Below are 16,762 nucleotides of genomic sequence, written 5' to 3'. Positions count from 1 at the left end.
CCAGTCTTGGACCTGACCGGGGGCGGGCAGTCTTTTTGCACCGGGACCGCCGCACTGCCCGGGCGCCCGGATATTGCGTTGTCCATCCCGGCGTCCCCGGCCAGAGTTGATCCCGGCCCGCTCGCCGACCGGGGGGGACGGGCCTGTGCACATGGGAGGTGGGCGGGATGCGTGACACGCTGGTGCTGAATGCGAGCTTCGAGCCGTTGTCGACGGTGACGTTGAACCGGGCCGTCGTTCTGGTGCTCCAGGACAAGGCCGTGGTGGAGCAGGCCCACCCCGCCCTCCGTATGCGCGGCGCGGCCGTCGATCTGCCGGTGCCGCGGGTGATCCGGCTGTGCCGGTACGTACGGGTGCCCTTCCGAAGACAGGCTCCGTGGTCGCGGCGGGGTGTGCTGGTGCGTGACCGGCACCGGTGCGCGTACTGCGGGCGGCGGGCGACCACCGTCGACCATGTGGTGCCGCGTTCGCAGGGCGGCGCGGACGCCTGGCTGAACACGGTGGCCTCCTGCGCGGAGGACAACCACCGCAAGGCGAACCGGACTCCGGAGCAGGCGGGCATGCCGCTGCTTCGCCAGCCCTTCGAGCCGACTCCGGCGGACGCCATGCTGCTGACGCTGGCGCAGGACCACCTGGAGTCGCTGCCGGGGTGGCTGTCCACGTCGGCGGCCTGAGAGGCCGGTTGGGCCGCCGGAGAGTGCGGATACGGGAAGGCGCCCGTCCCCTGAGGGGGCGGGCGCCTTCCCGTGTATGCGGTCGCGGGCCTCGGTGGAGGGCTCCAGCTCGGCGGGGCCTCAGTCGATCGAAGGCTTCTCCAGGCGGTCCGAGCCGCTCGGGGACGGGGACGGCACGCTGGGCGAACCGCCGCCCATGGGGCCGAAGTTGCCGATGGCGCCGGAGAGTCCCTTGAGGGCGTCGCCGATCTCGCTGGGCACGATCCAGAGCTTGTTGGCGTCGCCCTCGGCGATCTTCGGGAGCATCTGGAGGTACTGGTAGGAGAGCAGCTTCTGGTCCGGGTCGCCGGCGTGGATGGACTCGAAGACCGTACGGATGGCCTGGGCCTCGCCCTCCGCGCGCAGGGCGGCGGCCTTGGCCTCACCCTCGGCGCGCAGGATGGCCGACTGCTTCTCGCCTTCGGCGCGCAGGATCTCGGACTGCCGGACACCTTCGGCCTGGAGGATCGCGGCGCGCTTGTCGCGGTCGGCGCGCATCTGCTTCTCCATCGAGTCCTGGATGGAGGTGGGCGGCTCGATCGCCTTCAGCTCGACGCGGTTGACGCGGATGCCCCACTTGCCGGTGGCCTCGTCGAGGACGCCGCGCAGGGCCGCGTTGATCTCCTCGCGGGAGGTCAGGGTGCGCTCCAGGTCCATGCCGCCGATGATGTTCCGCAGCGTGGTGACGGTGAGCTGTTCGATGGCCTGGATGTAGCTGGCGACCTCGTAGGTCGCGGCGCGGGCGTCGGTGACCTGGTAGTAGATGACCGTGTCGATGTTGACGACCAGGTTGTCCTGGGTGATCACCGGCTGGGGCGGGAAGGGGACGACCTGTTCTCGCAGGTCGATCCGGTTGCGGATCGAGTCGATGAACGGGACGACGATGTTGAGTCCCGCGTTCAGGGTGCGGGTGTAGCGCCCGAAGCGTTCGACGATCGCGGCGCTGGCCTGCGGGATGACCTGGATCGTCTTGATCAGGGCGATGAAGACCAGCACCACCAGAATGATCAGGACGATGATGATCGGTTCCATCGTGGATGCCCGTACCCTTCGTGCCTAGAGGTTCGCGGAAGACCGCCCGTACGGACCGTGCGGACCGTACCGAAGATCTTGCTGGTCGAGTCTGTCAGAGAGCAACTCGGCTTGCCCGGTGTTCCGTTCACGTCCCGTCACATGACGATGGCGGTCGCACCCTCGATGTCCACGACGTCGACTTCCTCACCGGCCTCGTAAGTCTGCCCCGAATCGAGCGAGCGGGCGGACCAGACCTCGCCGGACAGCTTGATCCGGCCACCGTGGCGGTCGACGCGCTCCAGGACGATGGCCTGTTTTCCCTTCAACGCCTCGACGCCGCTGGTGTGTTCGGGCTGCCGTCGGCGGCTGCGCGCGGCCAGCGGTCTGACCAGCGCGATCAGCGCCACCGAGACGATCACGAAGACCAGGACCTGCGCCACGGCTCCGCCGCCGGCCCCGGCCGTGATCGCGGCGGCCACGGCGCCGACGGAGAACATCCCGAACTCCGGCATCGCGGTGATCACCAGCGGGATACCGAGCGCCGCCGCACCTATGAGCCACCACACCCACGCGTCTATGTCCACCGGTTCATGGTAGGTCGACCGGTTGCTCCCGCGACAGGGTGCGATCAACTTCCGTGTACGGCGGTGGACTTGGCGGGGCGTCAGCTCATCGGCAGGCCGCGGGCGGTCCAGCGGTCGCCGGACTGCTCGACCAGGAGCGGCAGCCCGAAGCACAACGACAGGTTGCGCGAGGTGAGTTCGAGTTCGAGGGGGCCCGCGGCGAGCACCTTGCCCTGGCGGATCATCAGGACGTGGGTGAAGCCGGGGGCGATCTCCTCGACATGGTGGGTCACCATGATCATGGAGGGGGCGAGCGGGTCGCGGGCGAGGCGGCCGAGGCGGCGTACGAGGTCCTCGCGGCCGCCGAGGTCGAGTCCGGCGGCGGGCTCGTCGAGCAGCAGCAGCTCGGGGTCGGTCATCAGGGCGCGGGCGATCAGGGTGCGCTTGCGCTCGCCCTCGGAGAGGGTGCCGAAGCGGCGGTCGAGGTACTCGCTCATGCCGAGCCGGTCGAGGAAGGCGCGGGCGCGCTGCTCGTCGACGTCCTCGTAGGACTCCTGCCAGCTCGCGGTCATGCCGTAGGCGGCGGTGAGGACGGTCTGCAGCACGGTCTGGCGCTTGGGCAGCTTCTCGGCGAGGGCGATGCCCGCCATGCCGATGCGCGGGCGCAGCTCGAAGACGTCGACCTTGCCGAGCCGGTCGCCGAGGATGCTCACGCCGCCGCTGCTCGGGAAGAGGTAGCTGGAGGCGATGTTGAGGAGGGTGGTCTTGCCCGCGCCGTTGGGTCCGAGGATGATCCAGCGCTCGCCCTCCTTGACCGACCAGGAGACCTGGTCCACCAGAGCACGGCCCTCGCGGACCACGGAAACGTCCTCCAGCTCCAGTACATCGCTCATGAGCGCGTTGTCTCCCATTGCAGTCTCGTCCTCGCGTCCGCCTGTGTGCACGCGTTCCCCAGGGAAAACCTACGCCACCCGTGCCGGGGCCCGGTCCCCGAGGTCGCCCCGGGGGTGCCCGGTGGCGCCTCGGGCGGGCCCGCGGGGCCCGTAGGCTGAGGGGCATGTTCTTCGAACCACGCTCCGGCCGGCTCGCCGCGTGGGGCAACGCGCTCCTCGCCGGCCTGGTCTCGCCCGACGACGCGGTGGCGGCCGTGGTCGCCGAGGACGCGGTGCACCGGGTGGCGGGGCTGCCCGGGGAGAGCGGCCAGGTCGGGCTGACGCTGGCGCTCGGGCGGCTGCGGGCGCTCGGGGTGCGCGGGCTGCGGGTGGCGCTGCCCGCGCCGGGGCATCCGCTCGGCCTCAGCGGGCCGCCCGACTTCAACGCCCGTGCCCTGGAGGCGGAGGAGGCCGTGGTCTGCCACGGCGCCGCGCTCGGCCTGGTGCCCGATGTGTACGAGGCCGGGCCGGTGGAGGGACTGTCCACCGAGGTGGTCTGGCACTGCCTGGAGGTCAGGCAGGCGCCGCCCGCCGATGTGCCCTCCCTCGGCGAGGCCGAGCGCGAGCTGGCCCAGGCCCTCAGGGAGGCCACCGAGACCCTGGCGCAACTGGACGTGGCGGGCTCGGGGCCGGTGGCCGAAGCGGCCGTCGACGCCTACCGGGCGCGCGCCGAGCGCGGCCGGGAGCTGCTCGCGCCGGGCTATCCGCCGCGCGCGGTACGGGTGTTGGAGCTGGCCCAGCGGGTGGCGCTGCTGATCGACATGGCCGAGGAGCACGGCCCCGGCGCCGCCGTCAGCGCCTCCGCGATGGATGCGCGGTCGCGGGCGCTGCGGCCGGTGGAGCGCACGGCGCGGCGGGCCCAGGTCGCCGCGTACAACGCGTATGTGGAGGAGAGCGAGCGCGGCGTCCGCTGAGCTGGGGGCGTGCGCCCGCGCCTGTTCACGCGCGGGGGTCGTGGGCCCGCGTCTGTTCACACGCGAGGGTCGTGGGCCCGCGTCTGTTCACGCGGGGACCGGCCGCGCGGGCTCAGCCGGTGACGCCGTGGCGGACCGCCCACAGGGCGGCCTGGGTGCGGTCGGCGAGGTCCAGTTTCATCAGGATGTTGGAGACGTGCGTCTTGACGGTCTTCTCGGAGAGGACCAGGGCGCGGGCGATCTCCCGGTTGGAGCGGCCGTCCGCGATCAGCGAGAGCACCTCGCGCTCGCGCTCGGTCAGGGCCCCGGCCCGGCCGCTCGTCCCGCCGCCCGGTTCGTCCTCGGAGAGCAGCGCCCCGGCGACCTCGGGCTGGAGCAGTACGTGCCCGGCGTGCACGGAGCGGATGGCCCCGGCCAGCGCCTCGGGGTCGACGTCCTTGTAGACGTATCCGGCGGCGCCCGCGCGCAGGGCGGGGACGACGGTGCGCTGCTCGGTGAAGCTGGTGACGATCAGCACCCGGGCGGGGTTGGCGAGTTCGCGCAGCCGCCGCAGGGCGGCGACGCCGTCCATGCCGGGCATCTTCACGTCCATCAGGACCACGTCGGGGCGCAGCCGCTCGGTCTGGTCGACCCCCTCCTCGCCGTCCGAGGCCTCCCCCACCACCTCGATATCGTCCTGGACCTCCAGGAAGGTGCGCAGGCCCCGGCGTACGACCTGGTGGTCGTCGACGAGGAGCACGCGGATCCGGCGGTCGTCCGGGGTGCGCCGGGCGGGCTCGCGACCGGGGTCCGGTCCTTCGGCCGGGGGCGGCGTGGTCTCAGTGTGCTCAGCCACCGGGGACCTCCATGTCGATCGTGGTGCCCTCGCCGGGCGTGGAGTGGACCGTGAGCCTTCCGCCGACCCCGCGGGCCCGGTCGCGCATGGAGACCAGTCCGAGGTGGCGTCCGGCACGGCGTACGGCCCGGGGGTCGAAGCCCTTGCCGTCGTCGGTGACCCGCAGGGCGGTGCCCGCGCCGCGGCGTCTGAGGGTGACGTCGACGCGGGTGGCCCCGGAGTGCCGCAGGGCGTTGTGCAGGGCTTCCTGGGCCACCCGGAGCATGGCCTCCTCCTGGGCGGCGGGCAGCGCGCGGACGCCGGTGCCGTCGAAGGTGACCTCGGCGCTGTGCGCGCGGTCCAGGACGCGGATCTGGGTGCGCAGGGTGGCGACGAGGCCGTCCTCGTCGAGGGCCGCGGGACGCAACTCCACGACGGCGGCGCGCAGTTCGTCGGCGGCCTCGGCGGCGAGCGCGGCCACCTGCTGGAGTTCGCCCTTGGCGCGGGAGGGGTCGCGGTCGACGAGGGCGGCGGCGGCCTGCGCGGTCAGGCGCAGCGAGAAGAGCTTCTGGCTCACCGCGTCGTGCAGGTCGTGGGCGAGCCGGGAGCGCTCCTCGACGATGGTCAGCTCGCGGCTGCGTTCGTAGAGGCGGGCGTTGGTCAGGGCGATGGCGGCGTGCTGGGCGAGGATCGCGAGGAGTTCCTCGTCGTCCTCGGTGAAGCCGCAGTCGGCGCCCGGCGCGGGGCTCTTCTTCTTGTTGGCGAGGAAGAGGGCGCCGATGATCTCCTCGCCGTCCTTGATGGGCAGCCCGAGGAAGTCGCTCATGTCGGGGTGCGCGGCGGGCCAGCCGCCGAAGCGGGGGTCCTTGCGCACATCGTCGAGGCGCTCGCGCCGGGCGTCCCGGAGCATGGCCGCGAGCACCCCGTGCTGGCGCGGCAGCGGGCCGATGGCGCGCCACTGCTCGTCGCTGACCCCGTCCACCACGAACTGGGCGAAGCCGCCGTGGTCGTCGGGGACGCCGAGGGCCGCGTACTCGGCGTCGAGCAGCTCCCTGGCCGAGGCCGTGATCGTCTTGAGGACGTCGCGGACCTCCAGGTGGCGGCTCATGGCGAGCAGCGCGGAGCTGACCGCGGACAGGCCCGAGCGGGGGGCGTTGCTCATGGCCTCACCGTACCGGCGCCCGGTGACCGTGCGTATCGGACGTGTGGCGGCCGAGGCCTGCGACCTGCGGCCTAGGCCTCCGGCCCCGGGACGGTCCCTGCGCCCGGCGGTGTAGGGCGAACGCCCGGGTGGGCTCCCGCCCCGCGGCCGAGGCGGCGGGGGGCGGCGGGTTCCTAGCGTCCGGAGGCAGGAAGCGGAACCGGAACGCGGAGGAACCGGAGCAGTCGGCCGGAGAAGAGGAGCACGATCATGCCGGTGGCACTCGTCACAGGAGCCTCGAAGGGACTGGGCCTCGCGCTGGGCACCGCGCTGGCCGAGCGCGGCTGGGACCTGGTGGTGGACGCGCGGGACGCGGCGGTACTGGAGGCGGCGGCGCGGCGGTTGTCCGCGCCGGGCACCCGGGTGCGGGCGCTGCCCGGCTCGGTGACCGACCCGGAGCACCGGGCGGCGCTGGTGGCCGAGGCGTGGGCGCTCGGCGGTCTCGATCTGCTGGCCGCCAATGCCAGCGCGCTCGGGGCCGCGCCCCTGGTCCCGCTGGCCCGGCACCCCCTCGACGGGCTGCGGGAGGCCCTGGAGACCAATGTGGTGGCGGCGCTGGGCCTGGTCCAGGAGTCGCTCGGGCTGCTGCGGTCCGCCCCGGCCGGAGCGGTCCTCGGCATCAGCTCGGACGCGGCGGTCGAGGCCTACGGGACCTGGGGCGGCTACGGCTCCTCCAAGGCGGCCCTCGACCAGCTCCTCGCGGTGCTCGCCGTCGAGGAGCCGGGCCTCAGGGTCTGGGCGGTGGACCCCGGTGACATGCGCACCGAGCTGTACCGGGCGGCGGTCCCGCTGGACGACGACAGCGGGCGCCCGCTGCCCGCCGCGGTGGTGCCGGCCCTGCTGCGGCTGCTCGACGCGCGCCCGCCGAGCGGCCGGTACGCGGCCCCCGCGCTCCTGGAGCGGTCATGAGCCTCGGCCTGCGCGTCCCCGAGGAGCTGTCCGCCCGGATCCCGGCCGAGCAGCGCGGCCCGGGCCGCGACCAGGGTTCGGTGCGGCTGCTCGTCTCGTACGGCACCCGGGTGACGCACCACCGGTTCGCCGAGCTGCCGGGGCTGCTGCGCCGCGGGGACGTCCTGGTGGTCAACACCTCCCCCACGCTGGCCGCCGCGGTGGACGGCCGGGCCGACGGGGAGGCGGTGGTGGTGCACTTCTCCACCCGCGGGGACGACGGGCGCTGGGCGGTGGAGATCAGGGAGCCGGACGGCACGGGCGCGACCCGCAGGCGTCCCGGTCCCGGGCCCGCGCGGGTACGGCTGCCCGGCGGGGCGCTGCTGGCCCTGGAGGAGCCGCTCGACCCGGCGGGCGGGCGGCTGCGGTGGGCGCGGCTGCGCGGGGCGGGGGTCCCGGCGCTGCTGCGGGTGCACGGGCGCCCGATCCGGTACGGGTACACCGCGCGGGACCAGCCGCTGTCCGCGTACCAGAGCGTCTTCTCGCTGCCCGCGGCGGACGGCACGGGGAGCGCGGAGATGCCGAGCGCGGCCCGGCCGTTCACCGCGCCGCTGGTGGCGGAGCTGGTGAGCCGCGGGGTGCAGTTCGCGCCGGTGCGCCTGGACACCGGGGTGGCTTCGGCGGAGGTCCAGGAGCCGCCGTATCCGGAGCGGTTCGAGGTGAGCGGGGCCTCGGCCCGGCTGATCAACGCGGCGCGGCGGGAGCGGGGCGGCCGGGTGGTCGCGGTCGGGACCACGGCCGTGCGGGCGGTGGAGTCCGCGGTGGGTCCGGACGGTCTGGTGCGGGCGTTGCACGGGTGGACGCCGCTGGTGGTGACGCCGGGGCGCGGGGTGCGGGCGGTGGACGGGCTGCTGACCGGGATGCACGAGCCGGAGGCCTCGCATCTGCTGATGCTGGAGGCGATCGCGGGGGCCCCGGCGCTGCGCGGCGCCTACGCGGCCGCGCTGCGCGAGCGCTACCTCTGGCACGAGTTCGGCGACAGCCACCTGCTGTTCCCCTGAGCGGGGAGCGGGCGGCTCTCCCGCCCGGGACGCGGGCGGCGCCGGGGTCCTTCGCGGGCTCCGGCGCCGCCGTGGAGGGGGCGCCCCACCGGCCCCGCCGGAAAGCCGCGGGCCCATGGCGAGCACCATCTCGCAATTTCGGGAGAAAAGGGACGGAAGGTGTCCTGCGGCATCGCGGAATTCCCTCACGGAGCGAATTGCCGCAGCAACAAAGCGCAAGAATGGCCGCCCCCGCCTGTGACGCCCGGCATAGGATCCAGGTCACGTACGAAGTCGGCTAGTGGAGACAAAAAGGACCGGAAAGCGGCTCCCATGCCCGTTCAAAAGGGACACCTCGGACCCCTGATCCACTAAGGCCGTTCGTACGTCACACCTTTGCCACAAATTTTTGCGACCGCTAAGAATTACCCCGTCGCTCGGCGCTGCGGCTGTCTACCCGCGGCGTTGGTGCCGGAAACATCTGTCCCCGCCGGAACCAGGGCCTTTCCTTTGGATCGGACTGGATCAGGGAGCGGTGGCCGGTGCGTGCAGCTGCAAGGCGGAGGAGGGCGTCGACGCGGAGCGTCGGCAACCGACGACAACGCCGCAGATGTGCGCACCGGCCACCGCGAGCCCAGCCCGATCCGAACGAAAGGCCCCGGAGCGACCTCCGCTATTCGAAGAGGTCACTACTGCCATGCGCAAGAACATGACGATTCCCGGTCTACGCAAGCCGCTCACCCGGACCCACAAGAAGTACGGGGTCGCCGGTGTCGCCACCCTCGGCGCGGCCGCCCTCGCCCTCTCGCTGGCCCCGAACGACTCCGGGGCCGAGACCGAGGACGTGTCCGCCGCCCCGGTGGCCGTCACCAGCGCGACCGGCGAGCGGCAGATCAAGGATGTGCACGCCGGCATCACCGACCAGCTGGCGCAGGCCGACCAGCGGGCCAAGGACGCCGAGGCCAAGCTGAAGGCCGAGCAGGCGGCGAAGGCGAAGAAGGCCGCCGCGGCGAAGGCGGCCGCCGCGGCCGAGGCCAAGGCCGAGGCGAAGAAGAAGGCCGAGGCGAAAGCCAAGGCCGACCGCAAGGCGAAGCCCGCCGCCAACCGTTCCGTGGCGCGCAAGCCGGTCTACGCGAACAACCTGGACGGCTGGATCCGCGAGGCCCTCGCGGTCATGAAGGAGAAGGGCATCCCCGGCTCCTACGAGGGCATCCACCGCAACATCATCCGCGAGTCCGCCGGTGACCCCCAGGCCATCAACAACTGGGACATCAACGCCATCAACGGCGTCCCCTCCAAGGGCCTGCTCCAGGTGATCCCGCCGACCTTCCAGGCGTACCACGTCGAGGGCACCTCCTGGGACATCTACGACCCGGTCGCCAACATCACCGCCGCCTGCAACTACGCGGCCGACCGGTACGGCTCGATGGACAACGTGAACAGCGCCTACTGAGCCCGGCCGCCGAGGCGGTACGCGCATACGCCGGAGGGCGGCACCCTGTGCGGGGTGCCGCCCTCCGGCGTACGGCATGCGGACCCGTGGCGGCCCGTACCGGCTAGTTGCGCATGACCTCGGGCTCGTGGCGGCGCAGCAGGCGCTGCACGGCGAAGCCGCAGGCGAGGGCGATGACCACCATGGCCAGCATGTTGATGGTCCACTGCCCGGCCGTGGCCTCCCACAGCGGGTCGAGGTTGTCCTTGTCGCTGAGGTCCCAGGGCGTCATCACATGCGAGAGGTCCAGGGTGCTGCCCGCCGCGGCGAGCGCCCAGCGGGAGGGCATCAGCCAGGCCAGCTGCTCCAGGCCGAGCTTGCCGTAGATCTGGAAGAGCGTGCCGGTGAAGACGAGCTGGACGATCGCGAACATCACGAGCAGCGGCATGGTCTTCTCGGCGGTCTTCACCAGGGCGGAGATCACCAGGCCGAACATCATCGAGGTGAAGCCGATGGCGATGATCGCCAGGCACAGCTCGGCGGCCGGCGGCATCAGCAGTCCCTCCTCGGGCAGCTCGCGCACCGAGAAGCCGATCGCGCAGATGATCACGCCCTGGAAGGCGGTGATCACCCCGAGCACGATCACCTTGGACATCAGATAGGCCGAGCGGGACAGGCCGACGGCGCGTTCGCGCTCGTAGATGACCCGTTCCTTGATGAGTTCGCGGACCGAGTTGGCCGCTCCCGAGAAGCACATGCCGACCACCAGGATCATCATGATCATGCCGGCACTGCTGTTGTACGTGTCCTTGTCGCCCTTGGTCGGATCCGGCTTGACCAGGCCGTAGTCCGAGGGGATGACCACGCTGACCACGCCGAGGACCACCGGCAGGACCACCATCAGGCCGATGAAGCCGGGGTCGGAGGCGATGACCGAGACATAGCGGCGCACCAGGGTCCACAGCTGGGAGCCCCAGGTCTGCTGCTTCTGGGTCCTGACCTGCTGGGGCTGGATGTAGGCGGGCTGCGGGGGCGCGACCGCGTCGATGTCCGCGGCGTACATCCGGTAGTGCTGCGAACCGCGCCAGCGGCCGGACCAGTCGTAGTCGCGGTAGTTCTCGAAGGCGGAGAAGACGTCGGCCCAGGTGTCGTAGCCGAAGAAGTTGAGCGCCTCCTCGGGCGGGCCGAAGTAGGCGACGGAGCCGCCGGGCGCCATGACCAGGAGCTTGTCGCAGATCGCCAGCTCGGCCACCGAGTGGGTGACGACCAGGACGGTGCGGCCGTCGTCGGCGAGGCCGCGCAGCAGCTGCATGACGTCGCGGTCCATGCCCGGGTCGAGGCCCGAGGTCGGCTCGTCCAGGAAGATCAGGGAGGGCTTGGTCAGCAGCTCCAGGGCGACCGAGACGCGCTTGCGCTGGCCGCCGGAGAGGGCGGTGACCTTCTTCTCCTTGTGGATGTCGAGCTTCAGCTCGCCGAGCACCTCGTCGATCCGGGCCTCGCGCTCGGCCTCGGCGGTGTCGCCGGGGAAGCGGAGCTTGGCCGCGTACCGCAGCGCCTTCTGGACGGTCAGCTCCTTGTGCAGGATGTCGTCCTGCGGGACCAGGCCGATGCGCTGGCGCAGTTCGGCGAACTGCTTGTAGAGGTTGCGGTTGTCGTAGAGGACCTCGCCCTGGTTGGCGGGGCGGTAGCCGGTGAGCGCCTTGAGCAGGGTCGACTTCCCGGATCCGGACGGGCCGATGACCGCGACCAGGGACTTCTCCGGTACGCCGAAGGAGACGTCCTTGAGGATCTGCTTGCCGCCGTCGACCGTGACGGTCAGGTGGCGGGCCGAGAAGGAGACCTCACCGGTGTCGACGACCTCTTCGAGCTGCCCGCCGACCAGGCGGAAGGTCGAGTGGCCGACGCCGACGACGTCGTTCGGGCCGAGCAGGGCGGTGCTCGACTTCGCCATCGGCTGGCCGTTGATGTACGTGCCGTTGTGGGAGCCGAGGTCGCGGATCTCGAAGCGGCCGTCCGGCGTCGCCGTGAACTCGGCGTGCAGGCGCGAGACCTGGAGGTCGGAGACGACGAGCTCGTTCTCCAGGGCGCGGCCGATGCGCATCTTGCGGCCGAGGGCGAGCTGGTGGAACGTCGTCGGGCTGCCCTGCGCGGACGGCCCGCCCCCCTGCTTGCCGGCGCCCTGACCGGGGCCCTGCTGCTGCGGGACCTGCGGCTGCGCGTGCTGCTGCGGAGCCGGGGCCTGCTGCTGGTGCTGCGGCTGCTGCCAGCCTCCCTGCTGCTGCGGGGGTTGCTGGTGCTGCTGCTGTTGCCAGCCTCCCTGCTGCGGCTGCTGCTGGGGCGGAGCCTGCTGCGGCGCCTGCTGGGCCCAGCCCCCGGCCTGCTGCTGGTAGGCCTGCTGCGGCTGCGCCTGCTGCTGGGCCTGCTGCGGCGCGGCGGCCCCCGTGGTCAGCCGCGGGCCGTCGTTGGCGTTGCCGAGGTTCACCACGCTGCCGGGGCCGAGCTCCCACTGCTGCACGCGCTGGCCCTGCACGAAGGTGCCATTGGTGCTGCCGTGGTCCTCCAGGACCCAACTGCGCCCGTTGAAGCTGATCGTGGCGTGCCGCCACGAGACCCGCGCGTCGTCCAGCGCGATGTCACCCTGCGGATCGCGGCCGAGGGTGTACGGCCTGGACGGGTCGAGCGTCCAGGTCCTTCCGTTCAATTCCAGTACGAGTTCCGGCACTCCAGCCCCACTGATTTGTCCCCCGTGATGCCCCCGTCACGGGGAGCCAGGGTTGGCGAACATCGTGAGGAACTATTTCAGGCTCCGGCCCCTGACCGAAAGCCGGGCCTTGTGAAGACTGCGCACGAAGGTGTCGCGGTTTGACCTCGGCCAGTGCAAAACCACCCCGGTCGGTGGTAAGCGGCCTCGCAGGGAGCCGAATTGCCGCTACTTCGGGCAAGAGGCGCGAATAGGCGGCAGTTGACGCGCGTCCACCGCTCTCCTTTTTTCCGTGGCCGGTACATCCGGGCGCTTTCGGAGCCTCGGAAGGGCTGGTCGATCGTGACGAGGTCGTGACGTGTGCGGGCGCGGCGGGACCGGCGGGCGCACGCCGGGCGGCGGGAGCGGCGGCCCGGGCGGCGCCGCTCCGGCTGATCGGTGAGTGGGGTGCCGGCCTCCTCCGCAAGGCGGGCTCCGGCCATGATCGGGCCGCCCCGGGACCTCATGGGCGGTACCGGTGACCGGCGCTGTCCGGTCCTCGGACCGCCGCCGCGCGCCGTCCCGGGCGGCGGATACGGTGGGAGCACCATGAGCGCTTCGCAGAATCCCGACGCCCCCACGCTTCTCGTCAAGATCTTCGGCAAGGACCAGCCGGGGCTCACGGCGGGACTGTTCGAGACCCTCGCCGCCTACTCCGTGGACGTGATCGACCTGGAGCAGGTCGTCACCCGGGGCCGGATGGTCCTGTGCGCCCTGGTCACCCAGCCGCCCGCCGGGGCCGAGGGCGATCTGCGGGCCACCGTGCACCACTGGGCGGAGACCCGCCGGGTCCAGGCCGAGATCATCTCCGGCACCGGCGACAACCGCCCGCGCGGCCTCGGGCGCTCCCATGTCACCGTCCTCGGGCACCCGCTGACCGCGAAGTCCACCGCCGCCATAACGGCACGCATCAGCGAGAGCGGCGCCAATATCGACCGCATCTTCCGCCTCGCCAAGTACCCGGTGACCGCCGTGGAGTTCGCGGTCTCGGGCACCGACACCGCGACCCTGCGCAGCACGCTCGCCCCGGAGGCCGCCGCGCTCGGCGTGGACGTGGCCGTGGTCTCGGCGGGGCTGCACCGCAGGGCGCAGCGTCTGGTGGTGATGGACGTCGACTCCACCCTCATCCAGGACGAGGTGATCGAGCTCTTCGCCGCGCACGCGGGCTGCGAGGACAAGGTCGCCGAGGTGACCGCCGCGGCCATGCGCGGCGAGCTGGACTTCGCGGAGTCGCTGCACGCCCGGGTCGCGCTGCTCGCGGGCCTGGACGCCTCGGTGGTGGACGAGGTGCGCAGCGCGGTGCGGCTCACCCCGGGGGCGCGCACCCTGATCCGTACGCTGAAGCTGCTCGGCTACCAGGTGGGGGTCGTCTCGGGCGGCTTCACGCAGGTCACCGACGCGCTCCAGGAACGCCTCGGTCTCGACTTCGCGCAGGCCAACACCCTGGAGATCGTCGACGGCAAGCTCACCGGGCGGGTCACCGGGGAGATCGTGGACCGGGCGGGCAAGGCACGGCTGCTGCGCCGCTTCGCCGAGCAGGCCGGGGTGCCGCTCTCGCAGACGGTGGCGATCGGCGACGGCGCCAACGACCTCGACATGCTGAACGCCGCCGGGCTCGGGGTCGCCTTCAACGCCAAGCCGGTGGTCCGCGAGGCCGCCCACACCGCGGTGAACGTCCCCTTCCTGGACACCGTGCTCTATCTCCTCGGGGTCACCCGCGAGGAGGTCGAGGCGGCCGACGCCCACGCCGACTGAGCGGGGCGGGTCCGCCGGGCGGGACCGCGGCAGTCGATGCGCCCGGCGGGTACGGGCACGCCACCCGCGTACGGATCCGATACGCGACCGGGCCCGGCGCCGCCTGTGCGGTGCCGGGCCCGTGGGCTGTGCGCGCTGCGGGGCGGTGGGGCGGGGCGGGTCACTCCCCGCCGGGCGCCCAGTAGTCGACGAGGGTGCCGACGCCGGGTTCGAGGGACTTCCAGGGGCCGGTGAAGGTGAGCACGGCGTAGGCGGCGGTCGGGAAGCCGCGGGCGGCCATCCGGCTCGCGGCCTCCGGCTCGGACTCTCCGGCGAGGATCTCGGCGAGGGCCTGCACACCCGGGTTGTGGCCGACGAGGGCGAGGGTGCGCACCTCGTCGGGGGTCTCTTCGAGCAGCGCGATCAGCTGCCCCGGGGAGGCCTCGTAGACCCGCTCCTCGTAGACCGTCTTCGGACGGGTCGGGAGTTCGGGGACCATGAGCTTGAAGGTTTCGCGGGTCCGGGTCGCCGTGGAGCAGACGACCAGGTCGGGGACGATGTCCGCGTCGGCCAGTTTCCGGCCGGTGACGGGGGCGTCCTTGCGGCCTCGCTCGGCGAGCGGGCGTTCGTGGTCGGAGACCTGTGGCCAGTCGGCCTTGGCATGCCGGACAAGAACAATCCTGCGGGATTCGGCGTCGCTCATGCACTCCAGCTTCGCATGAAACGCGCCACCGGGCGCTGGGAGTTGAGCGGCGGCGCCCGCCGGGACCGGGCAGGGCGGCGGATCAGGCGCCGCGGCTCGCCAAGGCCTCCTGGAGGCGTTCGAGGAGCTGGGTCAGGGCGGTGGTGCCGCCCGCGGCGTGCGCCTCGGCCGGGTTCAGGAGCAGGAGCAGCAGGGCGCCGAAGGCGACGGCGGGCAGCGCGATGGACCACCAGGGCAGCTGGATCTCGATACGGTCCTGTCCCTGGTCCCGTGCCGGGGTGTGCGCGGACATGACGCCTCCGTGGTCTTCGCTCCTGGTGCGCCGCGTCCTCGCGGGCACTCTTCGAAGCTACGGAATCCCGGGTCGGCGTCCCATCCGGTGACCCACCCACTCCACCCTGACCTGGCCCCCCTAGGGGACGGGGGGTTAACCCCACCATGGGTGCGGGGAGTTCGGCCTCCGGGGCCGGGGCGGCCGGGCCGCGTCCGGTGCCGGGATCAGGGCGAGGCGATGGTGGCGATGATGCCGATGACCACGGTGATGCCGATCATGGCGCCGAAGACGAGCAGCAGCTTCTTCTGGCCGTTCGGGGGATGAGGTTCGAGCACTGGCATACCGGCAGTGTCCCACCCCCGGCCGGTGCGCGGGCGCCCGGGTCGGGATCGCCCGCACCCGCCTCAGGCCCGGGCCCGCGCCGCCTCGTCCTCGATGACCCGGGGGCGGCCCGCGAGCACCCCGACCGCGATCTGCGGCAGCATCAGCGCGCCCATCAGCGCCAGCGGCAGGTGCCAGCCGCCGGTGTGCTGGTAAAGCACGCCGACGAGGAGCGGTCCCGGCAGGGAGATCAGATAGCCGGTGCTCTGCGCGAAGGAGGACAGCTCCGCGACCCCGGCGCTGGTGCGCGCCCGCATGCCGATCATGGTCAGGGCCAGCGGGAAGGCGCAGTTGGAGGCGCCGAGCAGCACCGCCCAGAGCCAGGCACCGCCCGCGGGGGCCGCCCACAACCCCAGGTATCCGGTGAGCCCGCACAGGCCGAGGGCGACCACGATCGGGCCCTGGTGCGGCAGCCGGGAGGCCAGGCGCGGGATGACGAAGGCCAGCGGCACCCCCATCACCATGGTGACGGCGAGCAGCAGCCCGGCCCGGCCCGCGGGGACCCCGGCGTCCCGGAAGATCTGCGCCATCCAGCCCATGGTCACGTAGGCGCCGGTGGCCTGGAGCCCGAAGAAGACGGCGAGCGCCCAGGCGGTACGGCTGCGGACCAGGCGGAGTCCCCTGCCCTCGGGGGCGGCCCCGGTGTCCGCGGGGGCGGTGGGCTCCTCGGCCTCCGCACCCGGGGCCGCGTCCCGCCGGAGCCGGGCCAGCGGCAGCCAGGCGACGAGGGCGAGGGCGGGGAGCGCGGCCCAGGTGGCGAGGCCGCGCTGCCAGTCGCCGCCGAGCGCCCCGGTGAGCGGGACGGTGGCGGCGGCCGCGGAGGCGGTGCCGAAGGCGAGGGCCATCGAGTACAGGCCGGTCATCGAGCCGACCCGCTCGGGGAACCAGTGCTTGACGATCACCGGCATCAGCACATTGCTGACCGCGATGCCCATCAGGGCGAGCGCGGTGGCGGCGAGGAAGCCGGGGGTGCCGCCCGCGTAGGGGCGGATGAGCAGGCCCGCGGCGATCGCGGCCATGCCCGCGCAGACCACGGCCGAGGGCCCGAAGCGCCGGGCCAGCCGGGGCGCCATGATCCCGAAGACGGCGAAGCAGAGCGAGGGCAGCGAGGTGAGCAGCCCGGCGACCGTGCCGCTCATGCCGAGTCCGTCGCGGACCTCTTCGAGCAGGGCGCCGAAGCTGGTGATGGCGGGCCGCAGGTTCAGCGCGGCCAGCACGATGCCGGCCATGACCACCCGCGGCAGCCGGCCGGGCAGGCCCGTGCCGTCCGCTCGCGGGGCGGGCCCGGGGGTGCGGGAGCGGGGTGTCCGGGACTCGGCGGTCGCGTGGTCGGGAGCCATGACGCCCATCATAGAATCATGGGATGATTGGTTGTCCAGGCGTTTACAGTGAGTTCACACACGTACGAAACGTCCGTGC

Annotated in this window: 16 protein-coding genes; 6 read left to right on the top strand and 10 right to left on the bottom strand. The window is 72.6% G+C overall.

Annotation, left to right across the window (positions count from 1 at the left end):
• The first annotated feature begins 167 nt into the window (after positions 1-167).
• Complete coding sequence (locus MID12_RS27315) at positions 168-674, top strand: HNH endonuclease (protein WP_040254775.1); 507 nt, start codon at positions 168-170, stop codon at positions 672-674.
• A 120-nt stretch (positions 675-794) separates the two neighbouring features.
• On the opposite strand, the gene MID12_RS27310 is transcribed toward MID12_RS27315, so the two are convergent.
• From MID12_RS27310 to MID12_RS27300, 3 genes are all read right to left on the bottom strand, one after another.
• Entirely contained in the window at positions 795-1,745 is a 951-nt protein-coding gene (locus MID12_RS27310; protein ID WP_040254772.1) for an SPFH domain-containing protein, read from the bottom strand.
• A gap of 137 nt (positions 1,746-1,882) precedes the next feature.
• Entirely contained in the window at positions 1,883-2,311 is a 429-nt protein-coding gene (locus MID12_RS27305; RefSeq protein WP_040254770.1) for an NfeD family protein, read from the bottom strand.
• A gap of 80 nt (positions 2,312-2,391) precedes the next feature.
• Positions 2,392-3,183: an ABC transporter ATP-binding protein gene (locus MID12_RS27300; protein ID WP_040258395.1), complete on the bottom strand. Its 792-nt coding sequence runs from the start codon at positions 3,181-3,183 to the stop codon at positions 2,392-2,394.
• Between the two features lie 164 nt (positions 3,184-3,347).
• Here MID12_RS27300 and MID12_RS27295 point away from each other — a divergent pair, with 164 nt between their 5' ends.
• Positions 3,348-4,136, top strand: a complete 789-nt coding sequence (locus MID12_RS27295; protein WP_263171438.1) for a hypothetical protein — start codon at positions 3,348-3,350, stop codon at positions 4,134-4,136.
• Positions 4,137-4,248: 112 nt separating this feature from the next.
• Here the strand turns inward: MID12_RS27295 and MID12_RS27290 are convergent, their stop codons facing one another.
• Entirely contained in the window at positions 4,249-4,881 is a 633-nt protein-coding gene (locus tag MID12_RS27290; RefSeq protein ID WP_040258394.1) for a response regulator, read from the bottom strand.
• An 82-nt stretch (positions 4,882-4,963) separates the two neighbouring features.
• Positions 4,964-6,112 (bottom strand): GAF domain-containing sensor histidine kinase, encoded by a 1,149-nt coding sequence (locus MID12_RS27285; protein ID WP_040254766.1) that lies wholly within the window; start codon positions 6,110-6,112, stop codon positions 4,964-4,966.
• Positions 6,113-6,361: 249 nt separating this feature from the next.
• Here MID12_RS27285 and MID12_RS27280 point away from each other — a divergent pair, with 249 nt between their 5' ends.
• The 3 genes from MID12_RS27280 (at position 6,362) to MID12_RS27270 (ending at position 9,532) form a co-directional block, all read left to right on the top strand.
• Positions 6,362-7,060: an SDR family NAD(P)-dependent oxidoreductase gene (locus tag MID12_RS27280; RefSeq protein ID WP_263171436.1), complete on the top strand. Its 699-nt coding sequence runs from the start codon at positions 6,362-6,364 to the stop codon at positions 7,058-7,060.
• Positions 7,057-8,100, top strand: a complete 1,044-nt coding sequence (locus MID12_RS27275) for an S-adenosylmethionine:tRNA ribosyltransferase-isomerase (RefSeq protein WP_040254763.1) — start codon at positions 7,057-7,059, stop codon at positions 8,098-8,100. The genes MID12_RS27280 and MID12_RS27275 overlap by 4 nt, the downstream gene beginning before the upstream one ends.
• A gap of 676 nt (positions 8,101-8,776) precedes the next feature.
• Positions 8,777-9,532 carry a transglycosylase SLT domain-containing protein gene (locus tag MID12_RS27270; RefSeq protein WP_107071403.1) on the top strand — a complete coding sequence of 252 codons (756 nt, stop codon included), beginning with the start codon at positions 8,777-8,779 and terminating at the stop codon, positions 9,530-9,532.
• A 103-nt stretch (positions 9,533-9,635) separates the two neighbouring features.
• Here MID12_RS27270 and MID12_RS27265 read toward each other — a convergent pair whose 3' ends face one another.
• Positions 9,636-12,212, bottom strand: a complete 2,577-nt coding sequence (locus MID12_RS27265) for an FHA domain-containing protein (RefSeq protein ID WP_186095479.1) — start codon at positions 12,210-12,212, stop codon at positions 9,636-9,638.
• A 588-nt stretch (positions 12,213-12,800) separates the two neighbouring features.
• On the opposite strand from MID12_RS27265, the gene serB reads away from it, so the two are divergent.
• On the top strand, positions 12,801-14,006 hold the full coding sequence (serB, locus tag MID12_RS27260) for a phosphoserine phosphatase SerB (protein ID WP_263171432.1): 1,206 nt from the start codon (positions 12,801-12,803) through the stop codon (positions 14,004-14,006).
• Positions 14,007-14,166: 160 nt separating this feature from the next.
• Here the strand turns inward: serB and MID12_RS27255 are convergent, their stop codons facing one another.
• The 4 genes from MID12_RS27255 to MID12_RS27240 all read right to left on the bottom strand — a co-directional run bounded on the left by MID12_RS27255 (position 14,167) and on the right by MID12_RS27240 (position 16,683).
• Positions 14,167-14,688, bottom strand: coding sequence for a SixA phosphatase family protein (locus MID12_RS27255; protein WP_168537262.1), 522 nt, complete (start codon positions 14,686-14,688; stop codon positions 14,167-14,169).
• A gap of 82 nt (positions 14,689-14,770) precedes the next feature.
• On the bottom strand, positions 14,771-14,980 hold the full coding sequence (locus tag MID12_RS27250) for a hypothetical protein (protein WP_040254754.1): 210 nt from the start codon (positions 14,978-14,980) through the stop codon (positions 14,771-14,773).
• Between the two features lie 206 nt (positions 14,981-15,186).
• Positions 15,187-15,303 (bottom strand): SGM_5486 family transporter-associated protein, encoded by a 117-nt coding sequence (locus MID12_RS27245; RefSeq protein WP_252100559.1) that lies wholly within the window; start codon positions 15,301-15,303, stop codon positions 15,187-15,189.
• Between the two features lie 63 nt (positions 15,304-15,366).
• Positions 15,367-16,683, bottom strand: coding sequence for a CynX/NimT family MFS transporter (locus tag MID12_RS27240; protein WP_263171429.1), 1,317 nt, complete (start codon positions 16,681-16,683; stop codon positions 15,367-15,369).
• Positions 16,684-16,762 lie beyond the last annotated feature (79 nt).

This window comes from Streptomyces sp. SCSIO ZS0520, from assembly GCF_025643355.1.
GTDB lineage: Bacteria > Actinomycetota > Actinomycetes > Streptomycetales > Streptomycetaceae > Streptomyces > Streptomyces physcomitrii.
Note: the sequence above shows the minus strand (reverse complement) of the source record. Positions and strands in the feature narration are given on the sequence as shown.

What these genes read in the sequence shown, in the direction of transcription:
- MID12_RS27240 (WP_263171429.1), bottom strand. Translation starts at nt 16,683, where the DNA reads ATGGCTCCCGACCACGCGACCGCCGAGTCCCGGACACCCCGCTCCCGC.
- MID12_RS27280 (WP_263171436.1), top strand. Translation starts at nt 6,362, where the DNA reads ATGCCGGTGGCACTCGTCACAGGAGCCTCGAAGGGACTGGGCCTCGCG.
- MID12_RS27245 (WP_252100559.1), bottom strand. Translation starts at nt 15,303, where the DNA reads ATGCCAGTGCTCGAACCTCATCCCCCGAACGGCCAGAAGAAGCTGCTG.
- MID12_RS27255 (WP_168537262.1), bottom strand. Translation starts at nt 14,688, where the DNA reads ATGAGCGACGCCGAATCCCGCAGGATTGTTCTTGTCCGGCATGCCAAG.
- MID12_RS27295 (WP_263171438.1), top strand. Translation starts at nt 3,348, where the DNA reads ATGTTCTTCGAACCACGCTCCGGCCGGCTCGCCGCGTGGGGCAACGCG.
- MID12_RS27310 (WP_040254772.1), bottom strand. Translation starts at nt 1,745, where the DNA reads ATGGAACCGATCATCATCGTCCTGATCATTCTGGTGGTGCTGGTCTTC.
- MID12_RS27315 (WP_040254775.1), top strand. Translation starts at nt 168, where the DNA reads ATGCGTGACACGCTGGTGCTGAATGCGAGCTTCGAGCCGTTGTCGACG.
- MID12_RS27275 (WP_040254763.1), top strand. Translation starts at nt 7,057, where the DNA reads ATGAGCCTCGGCCTGCGCGTCCCCGAGGAGCTGTCCGCCCGGATCCCG.
- MID12_RS27270 (WP_107071403.1), top strand. Translation starts at nt 8,777, where the DNA reads ATGCGCAAGAACATGACGATTCCCGGTCTACGCAAGCCGCTCACCCGG.
- MID12_RS27285 (WP_040254766.1), bottom strand. Translation starts at nt 6,112, where the DNA reads ATGAGCAACGCCCCCCGCTCGGGCCTGTCCGCGGTCAGCTCCGCGCTG.
- MID12_RS27250 (WP_040254754.1), bottom strand. Translation starts at nt 14,980, where the DNA reads ATGTCCGCGCACACCCCGGCACGGGACCAGGGACAGGACCGTATCGAG.
- serB (WP_263171432.1), top strand. Translation starts at nt 12,801, where the DNA reads ATGAGCGCTTCGCAGAATCCCGACGCCCCCACGCTTCTCGTCAAGATC.
- MID12_RS27300 (WP_040258395.1), bottom strand. Translation starts at nt 3,183, where the DNA reads ATGAGCGATGTACTGGAGCTGGAGGACGTTTCCGTGGTCCGCGAGGGC.